The sequence below is a fragment of the Rhodococcus sp. RD6.2 genome (assembly GCF_001040705.1).
In the GTDB taxonomy this organism is placed as follows: domain Bacteria; phylum Actinomycetota; class Actinomycetes; order Mycobacteriales; family Mycobacteriaceae; genus Rhodococcus_G.
In genome coordinates this window covers 363,296-386,553 of the sequence record NZ_CVQP01000009.1, presented here as the reverse complement: position 1 = coordinate 386,553, position 23,258 = coordinate 363,296, and the positions used below count along the sequence as shown (strand labels likewise).

The 23,258-nt window shown below is 68.6% G+C and carries 22 protein-coding genes and 1 pseudogene; 11 read left to right on the top strand and 12 right to left on the bottom strand.

Going from position 1 to position 23,258, the window contains the following annotated elements; all coding sequences use genetic code 11:
- Nucleotides 1-5: 5 nt before the first annotated feature.
- From RHCRD62_RS20710 to RHCRD62_RS20700, 3 genes are all read right to left on the bottom strand, one after another.
- A complete protein-coding gene (locus RHCRD62_RS20710; protein ID WP_050066608.1) occupies nt 6-1,184 on the bottom strand; it encodes a Dyp-type peroxidase in 1,179 nt (392 codons plus the stop codon).
- The gene (locus tag RHCRD62_RS20705; protein WP_084734412.1) at nt 1,177-1,779 is read right to left on the bottom strand and encodes a copper chaperone PCu(A)C; all 603 of its coding nucleotides are present in this window, start codon (nt 1,777-1,779) and stop codon (nt 1,177-1,179) included. Before RHCRD62_RS20705 ends, RHCRD62_RS20710 begins: the two co-directional genes overlap by 8 nt.
- 89 nt (nt 1,780-1,868) lie before the next feature.
- The gene (locus RHCRD62_RS20700; RefSeq protein ID WP_050066607.1) at nt 1,869-2,384 is read right to left on the bottom strand and encodes a hypothetical protein; all 516 of its coding nucleotides are present in this window, start codon (nt 2,382-2,384) and stop codon (nt 1,869-1,871) included.
- 96 nt (nt 2,385-2,480) lie between these two features.
- On the opposite strand from RHCRD62_RS20700, the gene RHCRD62_RS20695 reads away from it, so the two are divergent.
- From RHCRD62_RS20695 to RHCRD62_RS20670, 6 genes are read left to right on the top strand one after another with little or no spacing between them, the layout of a single operon-like run.
- The gene (locus RHCRD62_RS20695) at nt 2,481-2,771 is read left to right on the top strand and encodes a helix-turn-helix transcriptional regulator (protein WP_050066606.1); all 291 of its coding nucleotides are present in this window, start codon (nt 2,481-2,483) and stop codon (nt 2,769-2,771) included.
- Nucleotides 2,764-3,333 (top strand): hypothetical protein, encoded by a 570-nt coding sequence (locus RHCRD62_RS20690; protein WP_050066605.1) that lies wholly within the window; start codon nt 2,764-2,766, stop codon nt 3,331-3,333. Before RHCRD62_RS20695 ends, RHCRD62_RS20690 begins: the two co-directional genes overlap by 8 nt.
- Nucleotides 3,330-4,229, top strand: a complete 900-nt coding sequence (locus RHCRD62_RS20685) for an ABC transporter ATP-binding protein (RefSeq protein WP_050066604.1) — start codon at nt 3,330-3,332, stop codon at nt 4,227-4,229. Before RHCRD62_RS20690 ends, RHCRD62_RS20685 begins: the two co-directional genes overlap by 4 nt.
- Nucleotides 4,226-5,452 (top strand): ABC transporter permease, encoded by a 1,227-nt coding sequence (locus tag RHCRD62_RS20680; protein WP_050066603.1) that lies wholly within the window; start codon nt 4,226-4,228, stop codon nt 5,450-5,452. Before RHCRD62_RS20685 ends, RHCRD62_RS20680 begins: the two co-directional genes overlap by 4 nt.
- A 9-nt stretch (nt 5,453-5,461) precedes the next feature.
- Nucleotides 5,462-6,955, top strand: coding sequence for an acetyl-coenzyme A carboxylase carboxyl transferase subunits beta/alpha (locus RHCRD62_RS20675; RefSeq protein ID WP_050066602.1), 1,494 nt, complete (start codon nt 5,462-5,464; stop codon nt 6,953-6,955).
- The gene (locus RHCRD62_RS20670; RefSeq protein ID WP_050066601.1) at nt 6,952-7,989 is read left to right on the top strand and encodes a hypothetical protein; all 1,038 of its coding nucleotides are present in this window, start codon (nt 6,952-6,954) and stop codon (nt 7,987-7,989) included. The genes RHCRD62_RS20675 and RHCRD62_RS20670 overlap by 4 nt, the downstream gene beginning before the upstream one ends.
- 805 nt (nt 7,990-8,794) lie before the next feature.
- Here RHCRD62_RS20670 and RHCRD62_RS20660 read toward each other — a convergent pair.
- From RHCRD62_RS20660 to RHCRD62_RS20650, 3 genes are all read right to left on the bottom strand, one after another.
- Nucleotides 8,795-9,550 (bottom strand): MerR family transcriptional regulator, encoded by a 756-nt coding sequence (locus RHCRD62_RS20660; RefSeq protein ID WP_253277410.1) that lies wholly within the window; start codon nt 9,548-9,550, stop codon nt 8,795-8,797.
- 41 nt (nt 9,551-9,591) lie between these two features.
- Nucleotides 9,592-10,500, bottom strand: coding sequence for a DUF2268 domain-containing putative Zn-dependent protease (locus tag RHCRD62_RS20655; RefSeq protein ID WP_050066598.1), 909 nt, complete (start codon nt 10,498-10,500; stop codon nt 9,592-9,594).
- Between the two features lie 88 nt (nt 10,501-10,588).
- Entirely contained in the window at nt 10,589-11,263 is a 675-nt protein-coding gene (locus RHCRD62_RS20650) for a GOLPH3/VPS74 family protein (protein ID WP_050066597.1), read from the bottom strand.
- Between the two features lie 223 nt (nt 11,264-11,486).
- Between RHCRD62_RS20650 and RHCRD62_RS20645 the strand changes: the two genes are divergently transcribed.
- The 3 genes from RHCRD62_RS20645 to RHCRD62_RS20635 are packed head-to-tail and all read left to right on the top strand — an operon-like array spanning nt 11,487 to nt 15,455.
- Nucleotides 11,487-13,397 (top strand): propionyl-CoA synthetase, encoded by a 1,911-nt coding sequence (locus tag RHCRD62_RS20645; RefSeq protein WP_050066596.1) that lies wholly within the window; start codon nt 11,487-11,489, stop codon nt 13,395-13,397.
- Nucleotides 13,394-14,125, top strand: coding sequence for a response regulator transcription factor (locus RHCRD62_RS20640; RefSeq protein WP_050066595.1), 732 nt, complete (start codon nt 13,394-13,396; stop codon nt 14,123-14,125). The genes RHCRD62_RS20645 and RHCRD62_RS20640 overlap by 4 nt, the downstream gene beginning before the upstream one ends.
- 10 nt (nt 14,126-14,135) lie before the next feature.
- A complete protein-coding gene (locus RHCRD62_RS20635; RefSeq protein WP_050066594.1) occupies nt 14,136-15,455 on the top strand; it encodes a sensor histidine kinase in 1,320 nt (439 codons plus the stop codon).
- Between the two features lie 77 nt (nt 15,456-15,532).
- Here the strand turns inward: RHCRD62_RS20635 and RHCRD62_RS26510 are convergent, their stop codons facing one another.
- The 6 genes and pseudogenes from RHCRD62_RS26510 to pdxH all read right to left on the bottom strand — a co-directional run bounded on the left by RHCRD62_RS26510 (nt 15,533) and on the right by pdxH (nt 20,768).
- Entirely contained in the window at nt 15,533-15,901 is a 369-nt protein-coding gene (locus RHCRD62_RS26510; RefSeq protein ID WP_249353341.1) for an FKBP-type peptidyl-prolyl cis-trans isomerase, read from the bottom strand.
- Between the two features lie 3 nt (nt 15,902-15,904).
- Nucleotides 15,905-16,258, bottom strand: a pseudogene (locus RHCRD62_RS26505) (FKBP-type peptidyl-prolyl cis-trans isomerase); the annotation flags it as partial.
- Nucleotides 16,259-16,264: 6 nt separating this feature from the next.
- Entirely contained in the window at nt 16,265-17,563 is a 1,299-nt protein-coding gene (locus RHCRD62_RS20625) for a citrate synthase (protein WP_084734396.1), read from the bottom strand.
- A 166-nt stretch (nt 17,564-17,729) separates the two neighbouring features.
- Nucleotides 17,730-18,653, bottom strand: a complete 924-nt coding sequence (locus RHCRD62_RS20620) for an aldose 1-epimerase family protein (RefSeq protein WP_050066592.1) — start codon at nt 18,651-18,653, stop codon at nt 17,730-17,732.
- A 77-nt stretch (nt 18,654-18,730) separates the two neighbouring features.
- Nucleotides 18,731-19,999, bottom strand: a complete 1,269-nt coding sequence (locus RHCRD62_RS20615; protein WP_050066591.1) for an MFS transporter — start codon at nt 19,997-19,999, stop codon at nt 18,731-18,733.
- 55 nt (nt 20,000-20,054) lie between these two features.
- Nucleotides 20,055-20,768, bottom strand: coding sequence for a pyridoxamine 5'-phosphate oxidase (gene pdxH / locus RHCRD62_RS20610; RefSeq protein ID WP_253277409.1), 714 nt, complete (start codon nt 20,766-20,768; stop codon nt 20,055-20,057).
- A 166-nt stretch (nt 20,769-20,934) separates the two neighbouring features.
- Here pdxH and RHCRD62_RS20605 point away from each other — a divergent pair, with 166 nt between their 5' ends.
- Complete coding sequence (locus tag RHCRD62_RS20605) at nt 20,935-22,059, top strand: citrate synthase 2 (protein WP_050066590.1); 1,125 nt, start codon at nt 20,935-20,937, stop codon at nt 22,057-22,059.
- Nucleotides 22,060-22,101: 42 nt separating this feature from the next.
- On the top strand, nt 22,102-23,220 hold the full coding sequence (serC, locus tag RHCRD62_RS20600) for a phosphoserine transaminase (protein WP_050066589.1): 1,119 nt from the start codon (nt 22,102-22,104) through the stop codon (nt 23,218-23,220).
- Nucleotides 23,221-23,258: the final 38 nt, after the last annotated feature.

Genomic DNA, 23,258 nt, shown 5'->3' with positions numbered 1-23,258 from the left:
GGCGCCTACCCGAGGAGCGACTGACCCAGGTACTCGCCCTCGCGGCAACCCGGGAGGATGGCGAACACCGCCGACCCGATCGGCGTCGACCACGTGTTGAACAGGTCCGCATCCGACAGGCGTTGCTGCACGGGGACGAACTGCGCGACCGGATCCGCCTGGTAGGACACGAAGATCAGCCCGGAGTCCGACACCTCATCCCCGGCGGGGGCGTCGTCGTAGTTGTACGACCGCCGGTGGAAGCGCTCACTCGGGTCGAGGGACCGGGACAGCGCGATGTGAGAGTTCGGCGCGATCACCGTGAACCCACCGGAGCCGATCGCACCGAAGTCCGGTTCGTCGTGTTCGGCGTTCCCCGTCAGCGGCGCCCCGTCGGACAGCCGTCGGCCCATGACGATCTCGCGTCCCGGACGGTCCAACTCGTCCCAGGCGTCGAGGTCGAGCCGGATCCGGCGGATCACCACCGACGTCCCGCCCGCGAGCGGCCCGTCGGTGTTCCAGACGAGGCCGTCGAAGTCCGCGGTTCCGCCTTGCGGATTCACGGTGCCGTCGACCTGTCCCATGAGGTTGCGCATCGTGGTGCCCTCGGGCTCACTGCCGCGAGCTCGTCGGAACCCGCGTTGCGTCCACCGCACCGTCGCCGTCGTCCGCGACCCCTTGAGCAGGACACGCAGGGCGTGCGCCACGGTCACCGGGTCGTCGGATCCGACCTGCAGCAGCAGATCGCCATCGTTCCAGCGGGATTCGAGTCGGTCGACCGCGAACGGCGGCAGCGGCGCGAGCCAGGAAGGCCGCCGGTCCTCGACACCGGCCACCGTGAACACGCGTGGCCCGAACCCGACGGTGACCGTGAGCCGGGCCGGGGTCGGTGCGAGCTCGGGTTCGGTGTCGGCGAGCGCGGGGCGCCCCTCGGTCAACCGAGTGGCGTCGTCGGTCCACACCCGCAGCAGCCGGATGATCGCGTCGCGGTCCGCGTCGGGCCGCAGATCGAGCGCGACGAACGTGGTGTGCGCGGGCGGAGTCGTCGCGACACCTGCCTGATGCTCACCGTGGAACGGCACCGTTTCCGGTGTCACCGCGGACGCGGTCCGGTCGACCGCGGACGCCGCGCCCCATCCGAGCGCGGCACCCCCGACGGCCAGTGCACCGCCACCGAGCAGTCGGCGGCGACTCAGATCAGCCACCGGCGTGGCCGTTCATGTCGCCGCTGTGCTCGGCCATGTCGCCACCGTGCTCGGCCATGTCGCCACCGTGCTCGGTCGCTTCACCGCTGCTCTCGGAGTAGTTCTCCTGGGCGCCGGAGAAGTCCCGGACCTGCGCGTGGACGTCGGTGGTACTGCCGTCGGAGAACGTCAGCGTCATCGACAGCTGATCGCCCGCCTTCAGCGGCGCGCTGAGGTCGAACAGCATCACGTGCTCGCCGCCCGGCTGCAGGACGCTGTCTCCTCCTGCGGGGATCTCGAGGCCACCCTCCTTCTGGCGCATCGACATCGAACCCGATCCGTCGGACGCCATTTCGTGCAGTTCGGCCCGCGGGGAGGCGTCGGTGGTGACCGCGGTGAGCGTCACCGGCGATCCCGCACTGTTGGAGAGGGTCCCGAACACGGCCGTCATGCTGCCGGCCTCGGCGGCCTTGCCCCAGGCGTCGGTGAGGGTCACGGAGTCGGCTGCCGGCGCGGCGCCGGAGTCGTCCGCGGAGCAGCCTACGAGGGCGGCCCCCAGGCAGAGCGCGGTACCGCCGGCGAGCAGTGCGTTGCGAAAGCGGTGTGTCGTCATCATGATTCGGTTGTCCTTCAAGGCTGAGTTGGCGCACGAGGGCGCGCGGGGTCGACGCACCGCAGTGTCGGGGCGCCGGAGTCGGTCGGAATTCAGCCGAGGACGGGTGGACCGCGCCGGGGCGCGCAGCTGCGGCAGAGAACTGTCGCGAGGGATCGGACGGCGACGGGTGCGGGCGCGACCGCGACGCCGCCCACGGCCCGGACCGGGATGAGCAGGACCGCGACAACCGACCGCACGGCAGCCGCGGCAGCCGGTCCGACGCGTTCGGCCGCGACGATGAGAAGGCCGCAGAGTGCGATCGCGATGCCGTGGGCGGCGAGCATCGCCGGCGCCACACCGAGGTGGTGGCCCGCTCCGACCGCGAGGGCGAGGTGCGCGGCGACCTGCCCCACTGCGAGAAGCGCCGGTACCGCGGCGACTCGGTGCTGGAACACGGGTACGGCGGTCACAACGGACGCGAGCACGACGGCAACACCGGTGAGCAGAAGGATGCTGGATTCGGTGGGAACTCCACCACCAGCAGCACCGTGCGCGGCGACCGCAAGCGCCGCGGTGGTCGCGCCGACCGCACCACCGCGCACCCGAGCCGAGTCCGTGACGTGCACACACCGACGCTACTACACCACGTCGTACCGCTTCGACGCCCTCCCGATCCTTTGAACAACTTGACGGACTGTTGGGTTTTCACAACACTCGGGTGCATGAGTCCGGTTCGACGCGGGGAATCCCGCCCCATCCACAACCGCATCGCGGTCCTGCGGGCGGAGCGTTCCCTGAGCCGAGCGCGACTCGCGGAACTGATCGAGGTGAACCCACAGACGGTCGGCGCACTCGAACGCGGCGACCACTACCCCAGCCTGGACCTCGCACTGCGCATCTGTGAGGTCTTCGGACTCCCAGTCGAGGCGGTGTTCTCGCGCACCGAGTTCACCCCCCTCTCGACCGAGTACTACCGACAGGGCCGACCGGAGGGAGACGATCGACATGCCTGAGCAGACCCTCTTCGAGCGCTACCAACGGCACCGCGCGCGACGCTTTCTCGTCAGATCCGAGAAGACCGAGACGATGCTGCCGCGGTGGCGCACCCGATCCCGGCGCCGAATCCTCGTCGTCGCACTCGGCGCCGTCTTCGCCCTGATGCTCACCATCGGCGTCCTCTGCCACTTCTTCGAGCGCGCTCCGCTGCTGTGGTTGCCTGCCTGCCTGGTGTTCTTCCCGATCTGGATCTCGCTGTCGATCGTGTCGGGGCAACTCGGCGACGCGCCCGCCGACGCCCTCGACGAATGGGAGATACAGCAGCGCAACGCCGCACGGCCCATCGGCCTGAGCATCACCCAGTGGCTGGTGATGATCCCGGTCGCCTACCTGGTCGTCGGCAGCAGTCTCACCGACGGCGGCCACACCACCATGGCGTACACGGGCGGACTGCTCACCCTCACCACCCTGCTGATCGGCGGCTGCTCCCCCACGATGATCCTCGCGTGGAGCCGCCCCGACCCCTACCCCGACCAGTCACACCCGACGACCGACAACGATCGCCTGGAGGCGCCATGAGTTCGAACACCCTTGCCATCGAGCACATCTCGAAACGCTACGGGGACGTGGTCGCGCTCGACGACCTCAGCTTCGACGTCCGACCCGGTGAGATCTTCGGGTTCGTCGGTTCGAACGGTGCCGGCAAGACCACCACGATGCGCATCGCGCTCGGCGTCCTGGCCGCCGACTCCGGGCAGGTGCTGCTCGGCGGCCGCCCCGTCGATCTCGACGTCCGCCGAACGATCGGCTACATGCCCGAGGAACGGGGACTGTATCCGAAGATGAAAGTGGGAGAACAGCTTTCCTACCTCGCCGAGCTGCATGGCCTGTCCCGCCGGGACGCGAGGGCCGCCGTCGCCCATTGGACCGAGCGCCTCGGGATCTCCGAACGCGTCGGCGACACCGTCGATTCGCTCAGCCTCGGCAACCAGCAACGCGTCCAACTCGCGGCCGCGCTGGTGCACGACCCGGCTGTGCTGGTGCTCGACGAACCGTTCTCCGGCCTCGACCCCGTCGCCGTCGACGTCATGAGCGCGGTACTCGCCGAGAAGGCGGACACCGGCGTCCCGGTGATCTTCTCGAGTCACCAGCTCGATCTCGTCCAGCGACTGTGCCACCGCGTCGGCATCATCGCAGGCGGACGTATGAAGGCGATCGGCACCGTCGACGAACTCCGCGGAGTCGGGACACCGCGACTGGTGGTGCACGCTCCCGACGCGCCCGTCGGCTGGGCCGACCATCTTCACGGCGTGCGCACCGTCGAGCACGCCGACGGACACACGGTGCTCGAACTCGACGATCCGGCATCCGACCAGGACGTGCTGACGGCCGCGCTGAAAACCGGCCCGGTACACGAATTCTCGCTACGCCGACCGTCCCTGACCGAACTGTTCCGAGAGGTCGTCACCGCATGAGCACCACACTGGACCGCCGGCCGGACGCCGACCGCCCCTCGGTGGGAACCCTCCGCGCAGTCGCACTGGTGGCACGCCGCGAATTCCGCACCCAGGTACGGAAGAAGAGCTTTCTCGTCAGCAACCTCATCATCCTGATCGCCATCATCGGCGGCATCATCGGCTACTCCGTCTTCTCCGGCGGTGACGACGTCACCCGATCGGCCGTCGGCCTCGTCGGTGACCAATCCCTGACCAGCACACTCGAATCCACCGGAAAGCAGGTCGGCGCCGAGGTCGAGGTGACCGACCTCGACGAGGCGACCGCGCGGGCACAGGTCGCGTCCGGCGACCTCGACGTCGCCCTGATCCCCGCCGACGACGGGTCCGCGGTCGCCGTCACCGAATCCGAACTCGACGCGGGCCTGCGCACCGTCCTCGACGTCGCCGTCGCCGCGCAGGCCCAGCAGCGTGCGCTCGAAGCCGAAGGCGTCGACGTCGCGCAGCTGGGCGCCACGACCTCCGCGGCCGTCGTCACCGTCGACGCGATCGACCCACCCGATCCCGAGCAGGGGCAGCGTGTCGCCCTGTCGGTGACCGCGGTGATCCTGCTGTACATGCAGATCCTCGGCTTCGGCATGTACGTCGCGATGGGCGTCGTCGAGGAGAAGTCCAGCCGGGTCGTCGAACTGCTGCTCTCCACCGTCCGCCCGCTGCAACTGCTGTGGGGCAAGATCCTCGGCATCGGCGCCGTCGGACTGCTGCAGCTCGCCGCCTACGGTGTCGCGGGTGTGGGAACGGCCCTCGCCACCGGCGTTCTCACCGTCACCGGGACGGCGCTGGCGGTGCTCGCGGGCACCCTCGGCTGGTTCGTTCTCGGGTTCGTCTTCTTCGCCGCCCTCTACGCCGCCGCCGGGTCGATGGTGTCGCGGCAGGAAGACGTCAACTCCACCGCCATGCCACTCATGCTGCTGATCATGGCGATGTTCTTCACCGCGTTCTCCGCGGTCGGCAACCCCGACGGCACCATCAGCACCGTGATGAGCTGGATCCCACCGTTCTCCGCCATCCTGATGCCGCTGCGGATCGCCGCGGGGGTGGCGAGCCCGGGCCAGATCGTCGGCACCGTCGTGCTGATGCTCGCCGCGACCGCGGCCGCCTCGCTCGCGGCGGCGAAGATCTACCAGCGGTCGATCCTGCGCGTCGGCAAGACGGTCTCCTGGAAGGAGGCGCTCGGCAGATAGGGTCGGCACATGCCCGCGCGACTGTCCGCCAGCGACGTCCTCGACCTGGTCCTCGACGCCGACAGCTACCGGTCCTGGGACACCGCGCCGGTCGAGGTACCCGCAGGCCCAGAGTATCGAGCCGACCTCGACGCCGCCCGCGCCAAGACCGGCCTCGACGAGTCCGTCGTGACCGGCGAGGGAACCGTTCGAGGCCGACGCGTCGCGGTGATCGCCTGTGAGTTCGGTTTCCTCGCCGGATCGATCGGGGTCGCCGCCGCCGAGCGGATCGTCACAGCCGTCGAACGCGCCACCGCGGAAGGGTTGCCACTGTTGGCGTCCCCGACCTCGGGCGGCACCCGCATGCAGGAGGGCACCCTCGCATTCGTGCAGATGGTCAAGATCGCCGCGGCCGTGTCCGTCCACAAGGCGAACGGACTGCCCTATCTCGTGTATCTGCGGCATCCCACCACCGGCGGGGTGTTCGCGTCCTGGGGGTCGCTCGGGCACGTCACGGTCGCGGAACCGGGCGCGCTCGTCGGTTTCCTCGGTCCCCGCGTGTACCAGGCGCTGTACGGCGAGAAGTTCCCCGACGGCGTGCAGACCGCCGAGAACCTCTACGCCAACGGCGTCATCGACGGCGTCGCGGCACCGGAGTCGTTGCGGCATCTCGTTCCCCGCGCGCTGCGCGTGATGACGGGAGAAGCGGACGAGTACGTCGACGCCCACCCCGAACCGGTCGACATACCGGACATCCCGGCGTGGCAGTCGGTGATGCTGTCCCGGCGCGCCGACCGACCCGGAATCCGGCAACTGCTCCGCCACGCCGCGACCGAACAGGTTCCGCTGTCGGGGACCGGGCAGGGCGAGGCCGACAAGACCGTGCTCGTGTCACTGGCACGGTTCCGTGGGCAGCCGTGCGTGCTGTTCGGCCAGGACCGCAGCGGTCAGTCCCCCGAGACCACGATGGGCCCGGGCGCGCTGCGCGAGGCGCGGCGTGCGATGAAACTGGCGGAGGAACTGGGCATTCCACTGGTGTCGGTGATCGACACCCTGGGCGCCTCGCTGTCGAAGGAAGCCGAGGAACGCGGTCTCGCGCCCGAGATCGCCCGCTGCCTCGCCGATCTCGTCACCCTGAACACCCCCACCGTTTCGGTGCTGCTCGGTCAGGGAACCGGCGGCGGCGCGCTCGCGCTGCTGCCCGCCGATCGGGTGCTCGCAGCCCAGAACGGTTGGCTCGCACCACTGCCCCCGGAGGGCGCCAGTGCGATCGTGCACCGTGACACGTCTCAGGCACCGAGGATGGCCGAAGCGCAGGGCATCCGGTCCCTCGACCTCCTCCGGGACGGCGTGATCGACGCGATCATCCCCGAACGACCGGACGCCGCCGACGAACCGATCGAGTTCTCGAAACGGGTCGGTGCGGCCATCGCCCGCGAACTCGCCGATCTCAGGGTCCTGCCGCCCGACCGCCGATACGAGGCCCGCACCACCCGGTACCGGAAGCTGGGACTGCCACGATGACCACGACGGCGGCCGTCCGCGAACACGATTCGAGCGCACTCGCCCGAGTCGACCTGTTCCTGGTGGCCGCTGTCGCGACCGTCCTGATCACCCGCGCCTACCTCGCCGCGACCGGCTACCCGCAGATCGGCAGCGGCCCACTGCACATCGCGCACGTCCTCTGGGGCGGACTGTTGATGGCGTCGGCGCTCGTGGCCGTCGAGATCGCCGCCGGCAGCCGGGTACGCGTGCTCGCCGCCGTGGCAGGCGGAATCGGATTCGGCCTGTTCGTCGACGAGATAGGCAAGTTCGTCACCTCCGACGTCAACTACTTCTTCCAGCCCGCGATCGCACTGATCTACACGGTGTTCGTCCTGTTCTATCTCGTTGCCCGCGAGGCGATCGCCCGTGTCGGACTACCCGACCACCGTCGCATCGCGATCGCATCCACCGCGGTCACGGACCTGGCGCTCGGCCATCTCGACGACGTCCGGCGTCGGGCCGCACTCGGTCTACTGGGCGGTGTCCGCGACCCGGGGCTCACCGGCACGGCCGCTGCCCTCCGTGCGGCACTCGACGCCGGGGACCTCCCGCAGCTCGGCGTCGGCTCGCGAGTCGTCCGGGCACGCAACACCGTGACCCGACGCGCCGAGACCGTTCTCGGTCACCGCGTCGTGCGCCGGATCGTGCTGGCGCTGTTCGTGATCCAGGCCGTCCTCACGGCCGTCTCGGTGATCGTGGCGCTGCTCGGAGTCAACGACAGCGAGATCGACGACGTGTCGGACCTGGTCGTGACGGTGTCGAGCATGGTGTCCGGGGCGCTCGCCGCGGCCGGACTGTGGTTCCTCGTCCGCGGCCCCTACCTGCGCGCGCTGCGTCTGCTGCGCGCGTCGGTCGTTGTCACCCTGCTCGTGACGCAGGTGTTCCTGTTCGCGCAGGAACAGTGGGGCGCCCTGGCCGGTTTCGTGGTCGCGGTCGTGATGTTCGAGTGTGTGCGCGTCGCCATCCGAATCGAGGACGACGCCGCGGACATCCAAGGACCGGAAGGCTGCTAGTGGCTCGTCACGGGACGTCGACCGAGTAATCGCAACGAGCACGGATCGCGGCGCTCATGTCGGAACCATAGGCGGAGGAATCGTCGAGGCGACTCGACCACTGTTGCCCACGTAGGTGATCGTTCGTTGTGTAATACCTTTGGCCCCAACAATGATGATGATTCGATTCGCCGTTCAATGCAGTCGGCCCTGCCCTATGCTCGCCGCGCCGAGAGGAACTTTCGGGCAATTCTGATCACGAGGAAAAGAGGCCGCAAAGTGTATCGAACTTGGGTCCGTCGAGGACTGTCCGCCGTCGCCGCCACCGCCGTACTCGGGGTGCTGGGCGGGGGCACGGCGGTGGCCGCGGATATCTTGCCGCCAGGCGATCTGCCTATTGTGACAGTTGGGTCCATCGACCTCGGGTACTGCGACCGGGAATGTCCGGAAGAACCGACCGACCCGTTGGGCCTGTTCTGGATATTCGACCTCGGGTCGTCCTTCATCGGGTCCTAGTGGCTCGTGAGGCAACCTTTTCGCGCAGGAACAGTGGGGCGCCCTGGCCGGTTTCGTGGTCGCGGTCGTGATGTTCGAGTGTGTGCGCGTCGCCATCCGAATCGAGGAGGACGCTGCGGACGCCCAACGAGGAGAAGGCTGCGCTTCACGGTCGGGCACGAGACCTGGGAGCGCGCGGCGACCTCACTGATCGGCCAGCCCTCCTCGACGACGAGTTGGGCAACCTTCAGACGGTGACACGGTGTGAGGGCAGTGTTCGATGGGAGATGGCATCTTTCGGTCCGGGACGGCGCCACGGCACCCGCTGCTGTCAGGCCGGATGCTGCACGTGGATGCGCAGAGCGCCTGCGGCGAACTGCGCCGCCTCTGGGCTGCCGAAGGTCTGGTGGAAGTCGGGGTTGGTCTCGTAGAGGTCCGCCATGCCTCGCACCATTGCGGCGGATCGTTCGGCATCGCCGGCGTGGGTGGGTGTTCCTGGGATGTCAGCGAACCAAGCCACATGGTTGGCAGCGTGCGCTCGAGCAACTGGTGAGCCGGGTGTATGGCCGGCTTCGTGGATCTCGGCCCACCGTGTGAGCAGGGCCTGGGCGCTGGCCTGCCAGTCGCGTTGCTGTCGAACGGACTTGGCATGCCACCACCTGTTCGACGCGTCGAAGGCCTCGCGCCCCCACCGTCGAACGACCTCGGCCTCGTAGCGGTCGTTGAAGCCCTCGAGCATCACATCCACGCGTGGTTCGCGGCCCTCTCGACGCATCTGCAGGGTGTGCTCGACCGCGCTGATGCGCCGGTCCAGGGCCGCGCGGTCCTCGGCGAGCTGTGTCAGGTGGGCCTCGAGCACTTCGACTTCGACGGTCGGCGTCTCGGGTGCGTCGAGGACTGCGGCGATGTCGGCCAGTGGCATACCCGTGTCGCGGAGCAGGAGGATCCGTTGCAGACGCGCGACCGCGTCGGGACCGTAGTAGCGGTAGCCGTTGGACCCGACGCGATCGGGCTCGAGCAGCCCGATGCGGTGATAGTGGCGCAGCGTGCGGCCGCTGATGCCTGCGCGTTCAGCGAGCTCGTGCACCGTCCATTCCATCACCGGGCTCCTGTCGTTCGACGTGCTTCTCAGTGTGCCGCGTCTGTGGTCAGGCCCAGCAGTGGCAGCGCGATGCGCAGGATCTCGGACGCGGGAGTGCGGACGCTGCGGGCGGCCGAGGTGCCCGTGGCGTCGAGGTATGCGCGGACAAGCCGAGCGCCGGCTGCATAGCCGGCCCCGGTCGGCAGGCCGACGGGCTCGGCACCGAATAGTTGTGCGCTGGAGTCGCCGAGCACCCAGGCGGCGAAGTCTGCCATTCCGGTGACGCCCAGGCCACTGGCGACCTTCGCCAGGACCTGGTCGTCGGCGCGGGTTTCATCGCGCACGAAGTGGGTGTAGCCGGCGTCGCCGTACAGTTCGGACGCGAAAACGTCGGCGAGCCCTTCGGACACAACGTGCTCGCCGACCATCACTGTCTGTGGGTCCCACACGATTCCGCCGGGTGAATAGCGCACGTTGTGGTGCAGTTCGTGGACCGCGATCGCCTCGAGGCGATCGAGGACGCGCGAGTTGGGCCAGACGGTGATGGCGATGTAGCCGCTGATACCGCCGAACCCTGACATCCCTTGCACCTCGTCGACGAAATGCCTGTTGGTCGGATCCCCCAGGACGAGCAGCACGTTCAGGTCGGGGATCGTCACACCAGGATCGGCAGACGCCAACGCTGCGACGCCGTCCTCGAGGGCCTTCTCGACGCGGGTCCACGCATCGGCCGCGACAAGGGACTCCAGACCTTCGCGGACCTGCTCGATCGCGGAGTCCGGACGGAAGCCGAAGTTCTGCTGGTGCACGGTGGCCATGTCCACGCCGCCGGGGATGAAGTGGTACATCCCGGCCATTGGAGCCCACAGGTCACGGATGAGGTCGGCGCGGTCCTTCGCGTCCGCCGTCAGGACTCGGCTCATGCCCGAGGCAGTGTCGATCACTGAAATGGTCATGACAAGCGACCGTAAACATTGCCGCTACGACAAGGTCAACCGTTTCCTCGATCACTGTCCCCGGTCAGTACAGCCAGCCGGCCGACGGTCAGCTACCACCCGCAGCAACGGAGGGCACGACCACCGCCGCGATGACTGCCGCGTTCACTGCTTCCACCGAGTGCCGCACCGCAGCTGCCGCCCAGTCTCCGTGCGCGATCTCCTTGGCTCGCTTGCGGATGTCCTTCTTCTTCACGTCCGGAAACACCTTCGGTGCGGCGTCGACGGCGGTCAGCAGCGAAATCAGTGCCGCGGTACCCGGATCCGGGGCCACTCCGTCGACGAGCGCGGCCCGCAACTTCGCGCGAACCACCCGCTCGTGGGTGTCGTCGACGGACGGCCACGTCTTCGTCGGGAAGATCCCGAGCACCTTGCCCTTCGACTCCTGCACCCAACCCCGCTCGACGATCCTGCCGAGCACCGCCTCCCGGAGGTTCTTCCCGAGCTTCTCGATCGCCGCCTCCGGCTTCATCGGCTTCGACCCCCGCAGCTGCGCCACCGCGTGCGCCAGGATCGGATCCAGCGGCGCCGTCCGGTTCCGCAGCACCAGGCGCCCCTTCTTCACCTCGCCGGTCCCGTCGGACGGCTCGACGACACCGTCGAGTGTCAGGTCCAGCAGCACCGAACCGGCCAGCACCCGAGGCAACGCGTATCCCTCGACCAGGGGCTTCCCGGTCTCGTCGTCCAGCAGGAGCAGCAGCAGATCCTCGGCGAGAAGCGTCATGCCACCACCCTAGAGGGCGAGCCCCTTCCCCCTCACGCACCCGCGATCACGTGCCCGCGACGTCCAGTCAGGGACTACCGGCACCCGTTCACCGACGAGCAGATGCCGTCCGGCGCAGCCCACGCCTGGACGGGACATGTGGTGACGCCCATCACCTAGGGTGTTTGTCGTGCACGTCACAACGTGCAGAAGCGCTGCGCGCCGGAACGAGAGGACTCAGTCGATGACGTCAGCCGAGCATGCCGAGGGCACCTACGCGAACGCCTTTCGGGAAAGCATCGAGCAGCCGGACCGATTCTGGCTGCAGGCTGCCGACGCCGTCGACTGGATCACCGCGCCGACGAAAGCCCTCGACGACTCCGCAGCTCCGATGTACCGCTGGTTCCCGGATGCGCGAGTCAACACCTGCTTCAACGCCCTCGACCGGCACGTCGCGGCGGGGCGAGGCGACCAGGCCGCGCTGATCTACGACTCCGCGATGCTCGGCACCACCCGCACGTACACATACTCGGATCTGCTCGATGAGGTCTCGCGGTTCGCGGGCGCGCTCGCTGCGCAGGGCGTCACCGCGGGTGACCGGGTCATCGTCTACATGCCGATGATCCCCGAGGCCGCTGTCGCAATGCTCGCGTGCGCCCGCATCGGTGCCGTGCACTCCGTCGTGTTCGGCGGGTTCGCCGCCGCCGAGCTCGCCGCCCGCATCGACGACGCGCAGCCCGCTGCGCTGATCACGGCGTCCGGCGGTCTCGAACCGGGCCGCACCATCGAATACCTGCCGATCGTCGAGCGTGCCCTCGGCCTCACCGACAACGCCCCCGGCACGATCATCGTGAAGGACCGCGAGCAGATCCCCGGCAGCGCCGCCGACCACGACGGCTGGCTCGACTGGGACGCCGCAACCGCGGACGCCGAGCCCGCAGACTGCGTACCCGTCGCGGCCACGGACCCGCTGTACATCCTCTACACGTCCGGGACCACCGGGAAGCCGAAGGGCGTGGTCCGTGACAACGGCGGACACGCGGTCGCGCTGGCCTGGTCCATGCGCAACATCTACGACATCGGGCCGGGCCAGGTGATGTGGACGGCGTCCGACGTCGGCTGGGTCGTCGGGCACTCCTACATCGTGTACGGCCCGCTGCTCGTCGGAGCGACGACCGTCCTCTACGAAGGCAAGCCCGTCGGCACCCCCGATGCGGGCGCTTTCTGGCGCATCGTCGAACAGCACAAGGTGCGGGCACTGTTCACCGCGCCCACCGCAATCCGCGCCATCCGGAAGGTCGACCCGGAAGCAGCCGAACTCGCGAAGTACGACACCTCGACGTTGACCACGCTGTTCGCGGCCGGTGAGCGACTCGACCCCGACACCTACGAGTGGGCGACCGCGAAGCTCGGCGTTCCCGTGATCGACCACTGGTGGCAGACGGAAACCGGGTGGGCCATCTGCGCCAACCTGCGCGGTCTCGAGCCGATGCCGATCAAGGCAGGCTCACCGACGGTGGCGGTGCCCGGCTACCGCGTGCAGATCGTCGACGGCGCAGGCACCGAAGTCGCGGCGGGCACCGAAGGCAACATCGTCATCAAGTTGCCGCTGCCGCCCGGCACCCTCGCCGGCCTGTGGCGCGACGAGGACCGGTACGTGAAGTCGTACCTGTCGACCTTCCCCGGCAACTACCTCACCGGCGATTCCGGGTACATCGACGAGGACGGGTACGTGTTCGTGCTCGGCCGCAGCGACGACGTCATCAACGTGGCAGGTCACCGGCTGTCCACGGGCTCGATGGAAGCCGTCGTCGCGCAGCATGCGGCGATCGCGGAATGCGCCGTCGTCGGCATCAAGGACGACCTCAAGGGACAGCGACCCAGCGGTTACGTGGTGCTCAAGGCGGGTGCCGACATCGACCACGAGGTGCTGCGCACCGAACTGGTCGCGATGGTCCGGGACCAGATCGGTGCCGTCGCCACGTTCCGCGACGTCACCGTCGTACAGGCGCTGCCGAAGACGCGATCCGGCAAGATCCTCCGCAAGACGATGCGGCAGATCGCCGACCAGGAGGACTACACGGTGCCGTCGACTATCGAAGACCCTGCGGTCCTCGACGCGCTCGCGAAACTCCTCGGCCCCGAAGCCGGATGACAGCGTCCAGGCACAATAGCCAGGTGACCGACACCGCTTCCGCCACTCTCCTTGTCGTCGACGACGACGAGGACGTGCTCTCGTCCCTGCGCAGGGGGCTGCGCCTGTCCGGGTTCACCATCCTTACCGCGGCCAACGGTGCCCAGGCCCTGACCATGGTCGCCGAGCGTTCCCCCGACGCGGTCGTCCTGGACATGAACATGCCGGTCCTCGACGGCGCGAGCGTGGTGACCGCGCTGCGCGCGATGGGCAACGACATCCCGATCTGCGTTCTCAGCGCCCGCTCGTCGGTGGACGACCGGGTGGCAGGTCTCGAGGCCGGCGCCGACGACTACCTGGTGAAGCCGTTCGTGCTCGCCGAACTCGTCGCCCGGATCAACGCGATGCTGCGCAGGCGCGCGGCCCCCGCGCCGCCGCAGCCTCCGGGCAGCGTCACCGTCGGACTCCTCACTCTCGATCTCCCGGGCCGCCGGGCCACCCTCGACGGCAACGAGATCGATCTCACCAAAAGGGAATTCGAGCTTCTCGCGATCCTGGTGCGCAACAGCGGCGTGGTGCTGAGCCGGGAGCGACTGCTGGAACTGGTGTGGGGTTACGACTTCGTCGCGGACACCAATGTCGTGGACGTCTTCGTCGGGTACCTGCGCCGCAAACTCGAAGCGCACGGCCATGCCCGCATCCTGCACACGGTTCGCGGAGTCGGTTTCGTGCTCCGCGAACCGGCCTGAGGCTCGCGTAGTGAGTCGGCGGCGTTCCTACTCGCTGCGTGCGCGTGTCGCGGCGGCCGCAGCCCTCGGCGCCGCCGTCATCGTCGTCCTGCTGGGCATCTTCGTCTCGCTCGCGATCTCCCGGAACAACATGGCGCAGTTGGACCGCCGGCTCGACACCGCGTCGAGTGTCCTGGTGGCGAACATCGCGACCGCGGCATCGTTCCTGCCGACCTTCGGCGACGGCGGCGCGTTCGCGATCACCATCCGATCCACCGGAACCGGTGACGTCATCGCCAGCACCCCGACGAAACTGCCCGTCACCGAGGCGGGCGCGAGCACGGTCGACGTCGACGGCGTCGACTACCGGGTCTCCACGGCCGCGATCCCGAACTCCCCGATGCTGATGTCGCTGGCGGTTCCCGCGTCGGAGGCCCGGGACATCACGACCGACCAGCGCAAGTGGGTGCTGATCGCGGGCGCGTTCGCCGTCGCCGCGGCCACCGTCCTCGGCTGGTTCTTCGGTGGCCGCGCCGTGCGGCCGATCGTGCGGCTCACCCACCAGATCGCCCGTGACGCACCGCAACCCGCCAAGGTGTCGGGTGTGCGGGAGGCGGAGGAACTGGCGCTGGCCATCGAGAAGATGCTCGGCCGGATCGCTCAGGCACAGGGGCGAACCGAGCAGGCACTGGAAACGGCACGCGACTTCGCGGCGGCGTCCGCACATGAGCTACGGACCCCGCTGACCGCGATGCGTACCGACATCGAGGTGCTGTCCACACTCGAACTCGACGCGACGCAGCGGGCCGAGATCCTCGCCGACCTGGCGCGAACCCAGGGCCGTGTCGAGTCCACTCTGTCCGCGCTCGAACGGCTCGCGTCCGGCGAACTGTCCAGCGACAGCGACCACGTCGCGACGGATCTGGCCGAATTGTGCGACGCGGCAGCGCACGACGCGCAGCGTCAGCACCCGAATCTGCGGGTGCGTGTCGAAGCCGAACCGTCGCTGGTGATCCTCGGTCTGCCCGCGGGCATGCGCCTGGCGGTGGACAACGCGACATCGAACGCGGTGCGGCACGGCGGTGCAACGGAGATCGTGCTCGCCGTGCAGCGGCGGACGGACGGCACCGTCCGGCTCACGGTGGACGACAACGGGTGTGGCATCCCGGAAGCCGAACGTGAGGTGGTCTTCGAGCGGTTCCGGCGGGGCTCCCACGCCGCAGCGGGCGGCTCGGGTCTCGGTCTCTCCCTCGTCGAGCAGCAGGCCCAATTGCACGGTGGCCGTGCCTGGTTCGAGGACAGCAACCTCGGGGGCACACGACTGGTGTTCGAGTTCCCGGCCCGGTCCTGACGCGGCACCCGCCCGACACCTCCCCGGACGACCGAGGGCCCGCATCGCGTGCGATGCGGGCCCTCGGTCGGGAATCTCTAGTTGGTGCCGAGCAGGTCGATGATGAAGACCAGCGTCTTGCCACCGAGCGGATGCCCGGAACCTGCGGCGCCGTACGCCAGCTCCGGCGGCACCGTCAGCTTGCGGCGTCCGCCGACCTTCATGCCGGGGATGCCCTCCTGCCAACCGGGAATCAGCCGGGGAAGCGGGAACTTCACCGAGTCGCCCCGCTGGAACGAGGAGTCGAACACGGCGTTCGTGTCGAACTCGACACCGTGGTAGTGCACGTCCACGACGCCACCGGGCTGCGCCTCCGCGCCGTCACCGACGGTGATGTCCTCGATCACGAGCTCGGTCGGCGCGGGACCCGTGGCCGGCTCCACCTCGGGGACCGGCGGCGGGACCACGACATCGAGCAGGTCGATGACGAAGATCAGCGTCTTCCCGGACAGCTGGTGACCCGAGCCCGCGGGGCCGTAGGCCAGCTCCGGCGGGATGACCAGCTTGCGGCGTCCGCCGACCTTCATGCCGGGGATGCCCTCCTGCCAACCGGCGATCAGACCGGCGAGCGGGAAGGTGATGGATTCGCCACGCAGGAACGAGGAATCGAACACCTCGCCGCTCTCGAGCTCGACGCCGTGGTAGTTCACCTCGACCTTCGAACCGGGTGTCGCCTCGGCACCGTCACCGACGGTGATGTCCTCGGCCACCAGTTCGGTGGGGGCCGGACCGTCCCAGGGCTCGATCTCGGGTGCGTTGCTCATGAGTGACTACCTGCTTCCCAGGTCGACGAAGTTGCGCTCGGTGTAGCCGGTGTAGATCTGACGCGGACGGCCGATCTTGGTGGCCGGATCCTCGTGCATCTCGCGCCAGTGCGCGATCCAGCCGGGCAGCCGGCCCATCGCGAACAGGACGGTGAACATGCGCGTCGGGAATCCCATCGCGCGGTAGATCAGACCCGTGTAGAAGTCGACGTTCGGGTACAGCTTGCGCTCGATGAAGTACTCGTCGGTCAGCGCGGCCTCTTCCAGCGCCTTCGCGATGTCGAGCAGCTCGTCGTCGCCGCCGAGCTTCGAGAGGATCGTGTCCGCCGCCTTCTTGACCAGCGCGGCGCGCGGATCGTAGTTGCGGTAGACGCGGTGCCCGAAGCCCATGAGCTTCACGCCGTCTTCCTTGTTCTTGACCTTGCGGACGAACTCCTTGACGTCGCCGCCGCTCGCCTTGATCTCGTCGAGCATCTCGAGCACGGCCTGGTTGGCGCCGCCGTGCAGCGGACCCCACAGGGCGTTGATGCCCGCGGACACCGACGTGAACAGGTTGGCGTCCGACGAGCCGACCATCCGGACCGTCGACGTCGAGCAGTTCTGCTCGTGGTCGGCGTGCAGGATCAGCAGCATGTCGAGGGCCTTGGCGATCTCGGGATCGACCTCGTACGGCTCGGCCGGGAAGCCGAACGTCATACGCAGGAAGTTCTCCACGAGAGACAGGGAGTTGTCCGGGTACAGGAACGGCTGCCCGACGGACTTCTTGTACGCGTAGGCCGCGATCGTCGGCATCTTCGCGAGCAGACGCGTGGTGGACAGCTCCACCTGCTCCGGATCGTCCGGGTCGAGCGAGTCCTGGTAGTACGCCGACAGGGCGTTCACCGCGGAGGACAGCACCGGCATCGGGTGCGCGTTACGCGGGAAGCCGTCGAAGAACCGCTTGAGGTCCTCGTGCAGCAGCGTGTGCCGCTGAATGCGGGTGGTGAACGCCGCCAGCTCGTCGGTGGTCGGGAGCTCACCGTAGATCAGCAGGTAGCTGACCTCGATGAACGTGGAGTTCTCCGCCAGCTGCTCGATCGGGTATCCGCGGTAACGCAGGATGCCCTTGTCGCCGTCGATGTAGGTGATCGCCGACTTGGTGGAGGCGGTGTTGACGAATCCGGGATCGAGGGTGGTGTACCCCGTCGCGGAAAGGAGCTTACCCAGCTCGATACCGTCGTTGCCTTCGGTTGCTTTGGCAATCGACATCGAGTGTGCGCCACCCGGGTAGCTGAGTGTGGGCGTGGTGTCATCGACAGCGGGCACGGAGGATCCCTCTCAAACTCGAGGCTTTGCGAGTTGCAAAAGTCAGTCGTTAGAAGAACCTAGTCGCAGTCGCCCACAGCCGCCCAGGGCGGGTCGCCGTTTTCGCCGGTTCGTACCGTAACGAAATCCGCTGACCTGGCGATTACATCGCTTCCTCGGTCCAGGGTCACACGGCCGTGACACCCCAGCGGCCCGACCAGTCCGCTCCCGGCGCTAGCACGATCTCGTCGATTCCGGAGTTGAATGCGTCCGGCGGACAGGTCATCGGTTCCACGGCGAGCGCCCGTCCCCGATCCGGGTAGCCCTGCCCCTGCGCCGGGTCCGCGGTGAACACCTGCAGCCACCCGAAGGCCCGGTCCGTCCACAGCACCGTCCCGCTCCCGTCCGGGGCTCGCAGCTCGTGCCGCGCGCGCCCGTCGTGGTCGGGGACGATCGAGCTGAACGGAGCGTCGAGTAGCACACCGTCAAGACTGCGCGGCGAGGTGAAGTCGAACTCGGTGCCCTCGACGGCCTTCGACGGGCCCTGCGGCAGCATCCGCTCGGGGTCGAGCGGGAGCCAGGTGCCCGCGGTCAGGCGCAGCGTGCACTCGTCGAGGGGGACGTCTCCGACCCGCAGGAACGTGTGGACTCCGAGCCCGAACGGCGCGGGGGTCGCGCCGATGTTGACCGCGGTGTGCGTGACGGTCAGGCCGTCCGGCCCCAGCTCGTGGGTCACCGTCAGCTGCAGCGGGTACGGCCAGCCCTTGTGCAGGCCGACGCGGATGGTCTGCACGACACGATGCGCGGAGTGGTCGACCAGTTGCCAGTCGTCGCGGCGAACCAGGCCGTGGATGGCGTTGTCCCGCTCGGGTTCGGTGAGCGCGAGCTGATGGTCGACACCGTCGAACCAGAACTTGCCGTCCCGGATCCGATTGGGCCACGGAGCCAGCACGAGTCCCGCGGACAGCGGCGGACTTCCCTGTTCCGCGCCGGCAGGCCACGGCTCCGTGAGTGCGCGCCCCGACTTCGTGAGCGAGCGCAGTCCCGCACCGCGCGACACCACTTCCGCTCGATGGTCACCGAACTCGATCTCGTACACGGGCACACGCATGCCGACCAGTGTCCCCGACCCTCACGCCAGCGCAAGCCTTTCTGTGCGGCGGGACGGAGTCGTCAACGAGGTGGTCGTCAGCCCCGGCCCACCCGGTACCGCAGGAACATCGGGAACGCCAGGCACGCGAGCCCGACACCGACGACCACGAGCACTCCGCCGCCCGCCGCGGCGACGGCGGTACCGAACGCGTAGGCGGCGAGGCCGTGCAGCACGTCACCGATCCGTGGGCCGCCCGCGACGACCACGATGAACACGCCCTGCAGTCGGCCCCGCATGTCGTCGGGAGCGACCTGCTGCAGCATCGTCGACCGGAACGCCGCGGACACCATGTCGACGGCACCACCGAACGCGAGGAATCCGAGCGCCACCCACAGCAACACTGGTCCGGAGTCCGGATCCGCGAACCCGACCGCGACACCGAAGCCGACCATCGCCAGGCCCCACAGCACGATGCACACGACGACGGCGAGACCCTGACGTCGCACACGCGGCAACCAACCCGAGAACACGCCGCCGATCACCGCGCCCGCGGACATCGCGGCGAACAGCAGTCCGAGTGCGGTGCCGCCGGACGCGGGATCACCGAACGTCTCGTGCGCGATCTCCGGGAACAGCGCCCGGCTCATGCCGAACACCATCGCGATGATGTCGACCACGAACGACGCGAGCAGCACCTTCTGGGTGGACAGGTATGCGAACCCGTCGAGCACCGATCGGAGGCCGGCTCTGGTCGTCGGGCCGGTCGGCGGTATCGGAGGGAGCCGGACCACGGCCCACAGCGTCGCGAGCAACGCGATCGAGTCGATCAGATACAGGCTCGCCAGCCCGATCGACGGGATCAGCACCCCCGCGAGCAGAGGTCCGGCGATCGCGCCGAACTGCACGACCGTCATGTTCAGGGAGTTCGCGGCGGGCAACTGGTCACCGGGGACGAGCCTCGGGATGATCGCCGCCCGCGTCGGCTGATTGACCGCGAAGAACGCCTGCTGCAACGAGAACAATCCCAGGACCAGCCACACGTTGGTCATGCCGAGTGCGGCCTGGATCCAGAACAGCACCGAGGTCGCGATCATGCCGAGCGTGGTGATCGTGAGCAGCCTGCGCCGGTCCATCACATCGGCGAGCGCGCCGCCCCAGAGCCCGAACACGACGAGCGGCACGAGGCCGAAGACCCCGGTGAGGCCGACGTAGGCGGAGCTGCGGGTGATCTCGTAGATCTGCTGGGGTACCGCGACGACGCTGAGTTGGGCACCGATCACGGTGACGATGCCCGCCGTCCACAGGCGTCGATAGTGCGGCTCGCGCAGCGGCGTGACGTCGGCGAGCAGGCGTCGCCTGCGCACGGTCGCGGGCTGCGACGATTCCCGTCTCGTTCGAGTCACTAAAGAGTTCTACCAGTCACGGCTGCAGCCGCTGCGCCGACCATCCGGCCTCACCACGCGTCACGATCACCCGGTTGTGCATACGGTTCGCGCGCCCCTGCCAGAACTCCACGGTGCTCGGCCGGAGCAGAAAACCACCCCACCCCGGCAGTCGTGGCACCTCCTCGAGATCGGCGAATCGTTCCGTGACCTCCACCAGGCGGGCGTCCAGCGCGGACCGGGACTCGATCGGCTCCGATTGATCCGACGCCCACGCCCCGAGCTGCGATCCACGCGGCCGCGTCCGCCAGTACGCGTCCGTCACCTCGTCCGGAACCCTCGACACCTCACCACGCACGGTCACCTGGTGGGCGAACGCCGTCCACGCGAACGTCGCCGACGCGTACGGGAACCGTTCCAGCTGACGCCCCTTGTTCGAGCCGTGGTTCGTGTAGAAGACCAACCCCTCCTCCGAAAGCCCCTTGCACAGCACCGTTCGCGAGGCGGGCCTGCCGTCGGCGTCCACGGTCGCGAGGACCATCGCATTGGGTTCCGACGTCCCGGCGGCTCTGGCCTGGTCGATCCACCGCTGCAGCAGCACGAACCAGCCGTCCGCGACGGTCGCGACATCCAGGTTCAGTTCCGGCGCAGGAGAATTCGACTCCTGTGTCGCATATGCCACCCGCATCGCGGACAGGTCGACGGGATCGGCCGAACGCTGGTCGGCGGGCACTTCGGCATCTGACGGCACAGCCGAACACGTTACTCCCGGGTATGCCCTGCTCACCGGCGACGCCGAACGGGATAGAGTTCGAGTGACCGCGGCTGACACGTGCCCGCATCCCGATCACGTGCAACCGACGAATCGGCTAGTGCGGCCCGGACCGGCGGCACTCGGATGAGGAGAGTCCACGAGAATGGCACCGAGCGCGGCAGTACCCGAAGGATTCGTCAGCGGACTCGAGGGCGTTGTCGCCTTCACGAGTGACATCGCCGAACCCGACAAGGACGGCGGCGCGCTGCGCTACCGCGGCGTGGACATCGAGGATCTCGTCGAACAGGGCGTGACCTTCGGCGACGTCTGGGCACTGCTCGTCGACGGCGAGTTCGGTCAGGGCCTGCCGCCCGCCGAGCCCTTCCCCCTCCCCATCCACACCGGTGACGTCCGCGTCGACGTCCAGGCCGGCCTCGCGATGCTCGCCCCGATCTGGGGCTTCGAGCCGCTCCTCGACATCGACGACGAAACCGCCCGCGAGAACCTCGCCCGCGCCGCCGTCATGGCCCTGTCCTACGTCGCGCAGTCCGCCCGCGGCATCTACCAGCCTGCGGTGCCGCAGAAGCAGATCGACGCCGCGAAGACCGTCACCGAGCGGTTCATGATCCGCTGGAAGGGCGACCCGGACCCGGCGCACGTCGCCGCGATCGACGCCTACTGGGTGTCCGCCGCCGAACACGGCATGAACGCCTCCACCTTCACCGCCCGCGTCATCGCCTCCACCGGCGCCGACGTCGCGGCGTCGCTGTCCGGCGCCGTCGGTGCCATGTCCGGCCCGCTGCACGGCGGCGCACCTGCCCGCGTGCTGCCGATGATCGAGGAGACCGAGCGCACCGGCGACGCCCGCGCCCTGGTCAAGGGAATCCTCGACCGCAAGGAGAAGCTGATGGGCTTCGGTCACCGCGTGTACCGCGCGGAGGACCCCCGGGCCCGCGTGCTGCGCAACACCGCCAAGCGCCTGAACGCACCGCGCTACGAGGTCGCGGCCGCACTGGAGCAGGCCGCGCTCGCCGAGCTGCGTGAGCGCCGCCCGGATCGCGCCATCGAGACCAACGTCGAGTTCTGGGCCGCGGTCATCCTCGACTTCGCCGAGGTCCCGGCAGCGATGATGCCCGCGATGTTCACCTGTGGCCGCACCGCAGGCTGGTGTGCGCACATCCTCGAGCAGAAGCGCCTCGGCAAGCTGGTCCGCCCGGCAGCCATCTACACCGGACCCGAGCCCCGGACCCCCGAGTCCGTCGCCGGCTGGGACAAGATCGCCCGCTAACTCTCTCCCGCCTCGTCACCATCAAACGCAGAAGGACACTCGATGAGCACCCCGATCATCCCCGCCGACCTCAAGCCCGTCGACGGCCGTTTCGGTTGCGGACCCTCCAAGGTTCGTCCCGAACAGCTGCAGCACCTGGTGGACGTGGGCGCGTCCGTGTTCGGCACCAGCCACCGCCAGAAGCCGGTCAAGGACGTCGTCGGTCGCGTACGTTCCGGCCTGCGTGACCTGTTCACGCTGCCCGAGGGCTACGAGGTCGTCCTCGGCAACGGCGGCTCGACCGCGTTCTGGGACGCCGCCGCGTTCGGTCTGATCCGCGAGCGTTCGCAGCACTTCACCTACGGCGAGTTCTCGTCGAAGTTCGCATCGGTCGCCAAGGGCAACCCGTTCATCGGTGACCCGATCGTCGTCTCGTCCGATCCGGGCAGCGCGCCGGAAATCGTCGCCGACTCGACCGTCGACCTCATCGGCTGGGCGCACAACGAGACCTCGACCGGTGTCGCGGTGCCCGTCAGCCGCCCTGCCGGGTCGGAGAACGCGCTGATCGCGATCGACGCGACGTCGGGCGCGGGCGGCCTGCCCGTCAACATCACGGACGCCGACGTCTACTACTTCGCGCCGCAGAAGTCGTTCGCGGCCGACGGCGGCCTGTGGATCGCGCTGATGAGCCCCAAGGCGCTCGAGCGGGTCGCGGAGATCAAGGACTCGGGTCGGTGGACGCCGGAGTTCCTGTCGCTACCTATCGCGGTCGACAACTCCACCAAGGACCAGACGTACAACACCCCGGCGCTGGCCACCCTGCTGATGTTCGAGAACCAGATCTCCTGGATGAACGGCAACGGCGGCCTGGAGTGGACCACCGCTCGCACCAAGGACTCCTCGTCGCGGCTGTACGAGTGGGCCGAGGCGTCCGAGTTCGCCACCCCGTTCGTCACGGATCCGGCGCTGCGTTCGCAGGTCGTCGGCACGATCGACTTCGCAGAGAACGTCGACGCCGCCGCGGTCGCGAAGGTCCTGCGCGCCAACGGCATCGTCGACACCGAGCCCTACCGCAAGCTGGGCCGCAACCAGCTGCGCATCGGCATGTTCCCGGCGATCGATCCCGACGACATCAGCCAGCTGACCAAGAGCATCGACTGGGTCGTTTCCCAGCTCGGCTGACCTCCTCGGGCAGCTCTGATTCCCATGCACGGTCTGAA